Annotated in this window: 8 protein-coding genes; 6 read left to right on the top strand and 2 right to left on the bottom strand. The window is 27.2% G+C overall.

Features of this window, described 5'->3' with window-relative positions; translation table 11 throughout:
- On the bottom strand, positions 1–488 hold a 488-nt coding region (locus T364_RS0106220), incomplete at its 3' end, for an SLC13 family permease (protein ID WP_027128816.1).
- 80 nt (positions 489–568) lie between these two features.
- Entirely contained in the window at positions 569–1,438 is an 870-nt protein-coding gene (locus tag T364_RS0106215; protein WP_027128815.1) for a DUF6282 family protein, read from the bottom strand.
- 232 nt (positions 1,439–1,670) lie between these two features.
- Here T364_RS0106215 and T364_RS10585 point away from each other — a divergent pair, with 232 nt between their 5' ends.
- The 6 genes from T364_RS10585 (at position 1,671) to T364_RS0106185 (ending at position 8,845) form a co-directional block, all read left to right on the top strand.
- A complete protein-coding gene (locus T364_RS10585; RefSeq protein WP_051532671.1) occupies positions 1,671–2,531 on the top strand; it encodes a carbon-nitrogen hydrolase family protein in 861 nt (286 codons plus the stop codon).
- A 1-nt stretch (position 2,532) separates the two neighbouring features.
- Positions 2,533–4,092: a BCCT family transporter gene (locus tag T364_RS0106205; RefSeq protein WP_027128814.1), complete on the top strand. Its 1,560-nt coding sequence runs from the start codon at positions 2,533–2,535 to the stop codon at positions 4,090–4,092.
- Between the two features lie 307 nt (positions 4,093–4,399).
- Positions 4,400–5,785, top strand: a complete 1,386-nt coding sequence (locus T364_RS10580) for a sodium/glutamate symporter (protein WP_051532670.1) — start codon at positions 4,400–4,402, stop codon at positions 5,783–5,785.
- 72 nt (positions 5,786–5,857) lie between these two features.
- Entirely contained in the window at positions 5,858–6,625 is a 768-nt protein-coding gene (locus T364_RS0106195) for a sulfite exporter TauE/SafE family protein (RefSeq protein ID WP_027128813.1), read from the top strand.
- Between the two features lie 189 nt (positions 6,626–6,814).
- Positions 6,815–7,741 (top strand): alpha/beta hydrolase, encoded by a 927-nt coding sequence (locus T364_RS0106190; protein WP_027128812.1) that lies wholly within the window; start codon positions 6,815–6,817, stop codon positions 7,739–7,741.
- A 234-nt stretch (positions 7,742–7,975) separates the two neighbouring features.
- A complete protein-coding gene (locus T364_RS0106185; protein WP_027128811.1) occupies positions 7,976–8,845 on the top strand; it encodes a MurR/RpiR family transcriptional regulator in 870 nt (289 codons plus the stop codon).
- Positions 8,846–8,966 lie beyond the last annotated feature (121 nt).

Below are 8,966 nucleotides of genomic sequence, written 5' to 3'. Positions count from 1 at the left end.
CTTCCAATAATTAAGTTAGGTGGGTCTCCTATCATTGTAGCTGTTCCACCAATATTAGACATAAATATTTGCATTAATACAAATGGTTTTGGTTCTAATTTCAACCTATTAGCTAAGAAAATAGTTACAGGAACTATTAAAAGAATAGTAGTAACATTATCTAAAAAAGCTGAACAAGTAGCTGTAACAATAGATAGAAGAACTAGAATTTTAATAGGGTCTCCTTTAACTACTTGAGCTAATTTTATAGCTATCCATTGAAAAATTCCTGTTTCAGACATAATTTCAACAATAACCATCATTCCAATTAAAAGAACTAGAATTTCAAGATTATATCCAACAACTTCTAATGCTTGTTCTTCATTTAAAATTCTGATAACAACCATTAGTCCACCACCAATAATAGATACTAAAGATTTTGGATATTTTTCTGTAATAATAAAATAGAAAGTAACCAAAAAGATTAGTATACCAATTAATATTAACATACTTTTTCCTCCTAATTTTTATGAAAAAATATAAGGGTAAGTCAAAAATAAATTATGATTTACCCTTTAATAAAATTTTATTATCTTTTTACTTTATTAGCTATATATGAAGGGACTGTTTGTATCATTGTTTTTATTTCATCTTTTGTAAATCCTTGTTCTAATAAAGCAACTATAAAATTCAACATCTCTTCAGCTGGATGTTTGAAACCATTTTGTCCTCTATCTGTTGCTAAATACGTATTTTCAATTCCAGCCATTCTTATATTTTTTGCCATTTCTTCTATAGAAATAGAATTTTCAGCTACATTTAACCAATTTTTTTCAATAAGAACTCCAAGACTAGCTAAATATTTTTGAGTTTCACCATTTACTACAGTACGTGGCCATTCTGGATGAGTTAAAATCATATTAACTCCATTTTTTCTTCCCTCTTCACAAAGTTTTATAGATTCTTCTGGACTTAAGTGTCCTGTTGCAAGATAAGCTCCATATTTTTTTACTATTTCAAATATTTCATAAACTTCTTTTATTAAATTTTTATTTTTGTCAAAAATTGTTATTCCTGGTCTTTTAAAGAAATCTCCAGGCATATCTCCATATCTTAAACAATTTTTAGAATCTCTTGTAGGCATCCAAACAATAATAGCTCCATTTTTTAAAGCATTTTCTACAGCAAAAGGATTTAAACCACCATTTGGCCAGTTTAAAACAGTTCCTCCAAAAGCTTTAGTATTGGAATTTAATCTTTTATTAACAAGATTTGCTCTTGATTGAGTAGGTTCGTAATGGCTTTTAATCATTACTCCAGCCATTCCATATTTTTGGGCTTCTAATACTAGTTCAAAATCATCAAGGGCTCTATTAAAAGCAGAAGGTTCTGTATGAGTATGTAAGTCATATGCTCCTTTCATTAATTCTTTAGCTATTTCATGAAAATTTTGTTCCATTTTATACTTCCTCCTTAATAAAAATATATTTTGAAGTAATTGTATCACAAATAAAAAAAATAGACAATACTTTATATCAAAAAAAAGAATAAAAAAACTTTTTTTACAAAAAAGGTTGACAACTTCCTTGATATCGTTTATAATTATAACTGTAATATGAACTTATAATAGTTAGAATGTTTTGTTTTAGAAATTAAAGTTTTGATAATATATGAAAAATAGGAGGTTTATTATGAGAAGTTATAAGGTAGCAGTAGTTCAAATGAGTAGTAATTTTGGCTTAGTTAAAGAAAATGTAGAAAAAGCAGAAAAATTTATTAGAGAAGCTGCACAGAAAGGAGCTAAGTTAGTATGTCTTCCTGAAGTATTTAATACTGGGTTAAAATTTAGAGGAATGGATAAATATACTAATTTAATAGAAAAAGAAGATGGATATACTTTAACAAAATTAAAATCTCTAGCAAAGGAATTAACAGTTCATATTGTTTGTACAATACTTTTAGAAGTAGAAAAAAATATATATGAAAATACAGCAATTATAATTGATGACGAAGGAAATATTATAGGGACTTATGCTAAAACTCATCCTGTTGGGGAAGAACGTACATTAGTAAGAAAAGGAATGAAATATCCTGTATTTGATACTAAATTAGGAAAAATTGGGATGACAATTTGTTATGATGCTTGTTTTCCAGAAAGCAGTAGAATATTAGCTCTTAATGGAGCTGAATTAATGATAACTCCAGCAGCTTGGAGAGGTGGATACTATTTTAAAGAATGGTGGGATTTAACACTTTCTTGTAGAGCATTAGATAATTTAATGTATGTAGTAGCTTGTAATCAATGTGGAGTAACAGGAGATGAAAATGATATGTATGCAGGAAAATCTCAAATAGTAAATCCATTAGGACAAGTTTTGGGAACATTGGGAATTGAAGAAGAAACTATTTTATATCAAGATATTCATTTAGATAGAGTTAAATCTGATAGAGCATTTAATACAGTATTGACTGATAGAAATATTGAATCATATCACCAATTAACTGAAAATATAAAAAATATAGAAAGTATGGAAAAATTAGGAGGTTTTTAAAATGGAAGATAGAGGAAAGAATCTAAAATTACGTAAAATGACATTTTTTCCACCATTTATAATTTTATTGGTGTTTGTATTATTAGGAATAGTTAGTGAAGATAAATTTATTAATGCTATTAATACTATTAACAATGGAATTATTAACAATTTTGGATGGTTGGAAAGTATTCTAGCTTTAGCTGTAACAATAGTAGGAATTGTAGCAATGTTTTCAAAATTTGGAGATGTTCGTATTGGAGGAGAAGATGCTAAACCAGAATTATCTGATTTTTCTTGGTTTACAATAGCTCTTACAACAACAATGGCTGCAGGAGTATTATTCTGGGGACCAGCAGAACCAATAGCTCACTTATTAAATCCAGCTACAGATATCACAGGAATAGAACCATTATCAAAAGATGCATTAAAATTTTCTATGGAAACAATGTTTTTACATTGGACTGTAGTTCCATATGCAATCTATACAGTTCCAGCTGTAGTTTTTGCTTTTATGTATTATAATGGTAAAAAGCCATTTTCTATTGCTAGTGAGATGGCACCAGTATTAGGAAAATATGCAGATAATCAAAAAACAGTAAATATAATAGATGCTATTACATTATTCTCAATTTCAGCAGGAATGGCTGGTTCAGTAGCTCAAGGATTTATGAATGTAGCTGGAGGAGTTTCTAAAATGATGGGAATTCCAAGTAATCCAAAATTATGGTTAATTATAGGAATAATAATAGGGATTACTGTAGTTGCCACTTCAATATCTGGAATTCAAAAAGGATTAAAATATGTAGCTGATATAAATGTTTATGGTTATATAGTTTTCTTAGTATTTTTAATTATTTTCTCAAATGCTCCTTTCTTGTTTAATTTAGCAACAGAAGCAATGGGAGGATTTATTGGAGGATTTTTTGAAAAAATGTTAGTTACAGGAGCAGCCCATGAAACTCAATGGCCACAATGGTGGACAACTTTCTATTGGTTCAGTTGGATGTCTTGGGCGCCAACTTCAGGAGCATTTATGGGAAGAATTGCTTATGGACGTAAAATAAAACATGTTTTAGGTTTATATATAGGAATATGTGCTACTGTAAGTGCTTTATGGATGACTCTTGTAAGTGGGACTTCATTATGGTTACATAAAAGTGGGGCTGTTGACTTAGTAGATTCTTACAATAGAGGTGTTGAAAATGTTCCATATGATATGTTAGCAGCGATGCCTTTAGGAAAAATCATAATACCTTTATTTGTTATTTTAATTTTCTTATCAATAGTTACTGCATGTAACTCTAATACAATTGCAATGGCAGGAATATCTACTCATGGAATTGATCCTGATAATCCAGAGGCACCAAATAGATTAAAACTTATTTGGGGAGCTATAACAATGTCCTTAGGATATATTATGATTTCTTTATTTGGAGTAAATGGAGTAAAAGTAATTGCTAACTTTGGAGGAATGTTTGCAGCACTTATTATGATAGGAGCAACAGCAAGTTTGATAATGTTAATAGTAAATCATAAAAAATATGATAAAGTTTCTAAGTGTAATGATTGTTGTGAATAAAATGAGTTGCAGATAGTGAATAATTGAATAAAAATAAAAAGGAACTAAAAAATAGTTCCTTTTTTTATTATTAATATGTAAAAAAACAAAAAAAGATATTTATTTTGTTTTTTAATTTAAAAATAAAAATAAATTATTATAAAAAAGAATTTAAATTCTTTTTTAGAAAAAACAATTGACAACATTTCTTTTTTGATGTATACTTATACTATAAAATTATTGTCTTAATTTTGTACAAAAAAGACTTATTATGTTTTTTAAAATTTAAACTAAAACTTTTAAAAGGAAAAATAAGGAGGGCGAAAATATGCAGTTTACAGCATGGTCAATGTTATTAGATTTTTGTATTATGTCAGGTTTATTATTTATAGCTCAAATGATGAGAAGTAAAATTAAATTTTTACAAAACTATTATATACCTTCATCTTTAGTTGCTGGTTTTTTAGGATTATTTGGGGGACCACAATTTTTAGATATTTTACCTTTTAGTAATCAGACAGGGTCTTATGCTTATTTATTAGTTTGTGTATTATTTGCAGGAATATTTTTAGGAAAACAAGAAAAATTTAATTTAAAAGAAACTGTAAATAAAGTTGGAGATACATTTTTAATAAATATGTCAAGTGAATTTATGTGCTTTGGATTGGCATGTTTATTAGGTGGTATTTTAGTAAAAATATTTTTTCCAAATGTGTTTGTGGAAATATCTGTTCTTTTACCATCAGGATTTATGGGAGGACATGGTTATGCTGCTGCTATTGGAGGAACATTAAACACATTATTGAATAGAACAGACGGAGTAGTAATAGGTCAAACATTTGCTACAATAGGACTATTAGTTGGTATATTTGGAGGTATAATTTGTATAAATTATGCTACTAGAAAAAGAGCAACAAAATTAATAGAGAGTATTGGTTCTCTTCCTGAAGAGTGTAAAACAGGAATGATTCCAGTAGAAAAAAGACAAACAATGGGAGATGAAACAGTTCATCCAATGGCAATGGACCCATTAGCTTGGCATATAGGACTTATACTTATGACAACAGGAATAGGATTTGCTATTTATAGTTTCTATAAACAATATTTTCCAAATATAGAAGTTCCTTTAATGTGTGTGGCTATGTTAGTTGGAGTTGTTATTCAAGGAATATTAAATAAAATAGGTTATGGTTCATATGTAGATAAAAGGGTTATTGATAGAATTGGAAGTGGAGTAACAGATTATTTAGTTGCTTTTGGGGTTGCAACTATTCAAGTATCAGTAGTTTTAGATTTTATAGGCCCTATATTAGTTTTATGTATAATAGGAACAGCTTGGCCAGTAATATTAGTATTTTATGTTGCTAGAAAATTATTTAGAAACTTTTGGTTTGAAAGATCAATATTTATTTTTGGATATATAACAGGAGTTGTGGCAGTAGGAGTTACGTTATTAAGAATAGTAGACCCTGAAATGAAGAGTGGTACATTAGATGATTTTGGAACAGCATATACTTTACAATCAATTATTGAATTATTTTTAATAACAATGGTTCCAGTATTTTGTGTATCTATAGGTGTTATACCTATAGGAGCAGTATTAACAACAATAGCATTAGGAATGTTATTATTATGTAAAATTAAATATGGTTCATATAGTTTACCAATGGATGCTTTAAGACCTGGTGAAGCAGAAATAATAGGAAGAAAATAATCGTATTGTGAAACTTGTATTTATGATAATCCTCTAATTAATTTTAGAGGATTATTTTTTTAGGAGGTTTTAATGGATTTTAATTTAAATATTTTTATTTTTCTAAGTATTTCATGCTTTTTAGCTGCTTTTATAGATGCTATAGCAGGAGGGGGAGGAGTTATAAGTTTACCAGCTTATATATTATCAGGAATGCCAATGCATTATGCTTTAGGTTCAAATAAATTTGCTGTAACTTTTGGTTGTTTAGGGAGTAGTCTAAAATATATATTATCAGGAAAAATTAATCTTAAAGTTTTAAAATATCCTATAATAGTTTCTTTTATTGGGGGAATATTAGGAGCTAAAAGTGCAACATTAATAAAAGAAGATATTTTAGAATATATTGTAATATTTTTATTAATCTTTACATTAATTTATACTTTATTAAATAAAAACTTAGGGGTAAAAAATGAGTTTATAGAAATTACTAAAAAAATAAATTTTTTAGGAACAGCATGGTCTCTTATATTAGGATTTTATTCTGGATTTTTTGGTCCTGGAAGTGGTGGATTAATGATGCTTATGTTTATAAAAATTTATAAGTATGATTTTGTTACTGCTTCGGGAAATGCTAAAATTATTAGTTTTACATCTACATTTGCTGGGTTATTATCATTTATATATTTAGGAAAAATAGATTATTTATATTCTGTTCCAATGGGAATATTTATGTTTTTAGGAGGACAACTAGGAGCAAAATATGCTATAACAAAAGGAGTAAGATTTGTAAAAATAATTTTTTTAATAATTTGTTTTTTTACAATAATAAGTATGGGTATTAGTATTTTTATAAAATAAAATTAAAAAATAAATATTTTCAAATTATAAATAATTAAAAAAGATTGTTTTTTTATAAAAAAAAGAACAAATAAACTTTTTTTAAAAAAAGAGTTGACAGAAAGAATAAAAAAGAGTATAATCATATCATAAAGATAAAAGATAAAAAATAAAACAAAATAAAAATAAAATCAAACAGGAGGAAGTAAAATGAAACAAAGAGAAGTTGTATTTTACAGTGAAGGAGATAAATTAGTAGGAACTATTTATCTACCAGATGATTACAAAGAAGGAGAAAAAAGACCTACAATAATCGCTAACTCAGGATGGACAGGATTAAATATAGTATACCCAGCAATGTTCGCTAGAGACTTAACTAAAAGAGGATATGTATGTATGGGATTCGATTACAGAGGATTCAAACCATCTGAAGGACTAACTAAATATACAACTCTAGAAAGAGAAGTAGAGGATGTATGTGCTGCTATTAACTTCTTAAAAGCTCAACCTGAAGTAGATAGAAATAAAATAGGATTAATCGGATGGGGAGTTGGAGGAGCTGTATGTATTGAAGCAGCTAGAAGAGAAAAAGAAACTGTAAAAGTTGTAGCTACTTTAAACTCTTTTGTTGACGGAGATCGTTGGATGAGAATGGGAATGGGAAATGACAAATACCATAGATCATTAGAATTATTAGAGCAAGATAAAATAACTAGAGCTACTACTGGAGATATCGTATTAAGACATCCATATGTAGTATACCCAAATATTGAAGAATCAGGAGATTTCTATATAGACAGTACATTGAAAAAATTAAATGGAGGAGTTGGAGGAAAAGCTGATGAAGATGCTGGAGAATCATTCCCAACACCAATGTCAACAGCAATAGGAGACTCTTTCTTCAGATTTAATGTTGAATATGCACTATCTAAATTAGAGTGTGGAGTATTTGTAGGACATGGAAGATATAATGAATTACATGATAAAATAGAAGCTGAAGAAGCTTATAGATTAGCAAAAGGACCAAAAGAATTATACTTTGTAGAAGGAAAACACAATGAATGGATGTTTGACAATGATCCAAAACTAGTTGGATTAATGGATGCATTATCAGCTTTCTTTGCTAAATTTATCTAATAGCTATCTAATCCAAATTTGATATAAAAGCTAATTATAAATACCCTAAAAAAACTGCCTCTTTATTTATAAAGAGGTAGTTTTTTTATTATAAAACTATAATTTTTTAATAAAAATTTAAAGAAAAATATAAAAATTGTAGTATAATGTAAAATATAAAATTTTTTATATTATTTTGACTAAAAAATAAAATTTTGTTATACTTTAAAATATAATTATTTGATAGGTGGGAGTATGGAAAAAAATATAGTAGAAGAAATAATGAGAATAAAGGATGTATTACCCAAAAAACAGAGAATGTTGTGTGATTTTATAGTTTTGAAATATACAGAAGTAGGGATGATGACAGTAGCAGAATTAGCTGAGGCTTCTGGAGTTGGAACTACAACAGTAATGAGATTAATGAAGTTACTAAATTATGAAAATTATAGTGATTTTAAACATGATTTATTAGATTATTCTTTAAAAAATAAAACAACATCATATAGTAATATAAAAGAAGGATTTAAAAATATAGTAAATAGTCCAAATACCGATATACTTACTAAAACTTGTTATGAAGCTATTCATACTATAGAAAATTTTATTACACCTAAAAATATTGAAGAAATTTCAAAAGCTGTAGAATTAATGATTAATAGTCAAACTATAAACGTTCTAGGATTACGTTCTTCAAAAGCTGTAGCTTTATATTTTGAATATATGATAGAAAGATTTTATCCAAAAGTTAGACAATTAAGCAATGAATCAGATTTTTTATATGATAGAGCTTTAAGAGCGAAGGCAGAAGATGTTTTAGTTGTTTTTTCTGTATGGCCATGTACAAAAAGAACAATAGAAATTGCTAGAATATTTAAAGAAAGAAATGTTCCTATAATATTAATAACAAATACAACTTTAAATCCTATAGCTAGATATGCAGATGTTGTTATAGATACTAACTCAGTTAATAGTACTTTAGCTAATTTACCATCTATGTTTATTGTTGAAGCAATAGCTAATGAATTAGGAAAAGCTATAGTAAATGAAGCTACAGAAAATATAGAAACTTTAGAAAAAAATCTTGATAATTATGATGTATTCATTTGGGATGCTAAAGTATAATTTAAAAAATTATGATAAATAATTTTTTTAGAAATATTAAAATAAAAAAAGTTAAAGAGAAATTTTCTCTTTAACTTTTTTATCTTAAAAAAATAATTTTTATTAAAAGTTTAATCTTTTA

It is taken from the genome of Fusobacterium perfoetens ATCC 29250 (assembly GCF_000622245.1).
GTDB classification, from domain to species: Bacteria; Fusobacteriota; Fusobacteriia; order Fusobacteriales; family Fusobacteriaceae; genus Fusobacterium_B; species Fusobacterium_B perfoetens.
The sequence above is the reverse complement of the archived record's forward strand: the minus strand, read 5'-3'. Positions and strand labels throughout refer to the sequence as shown.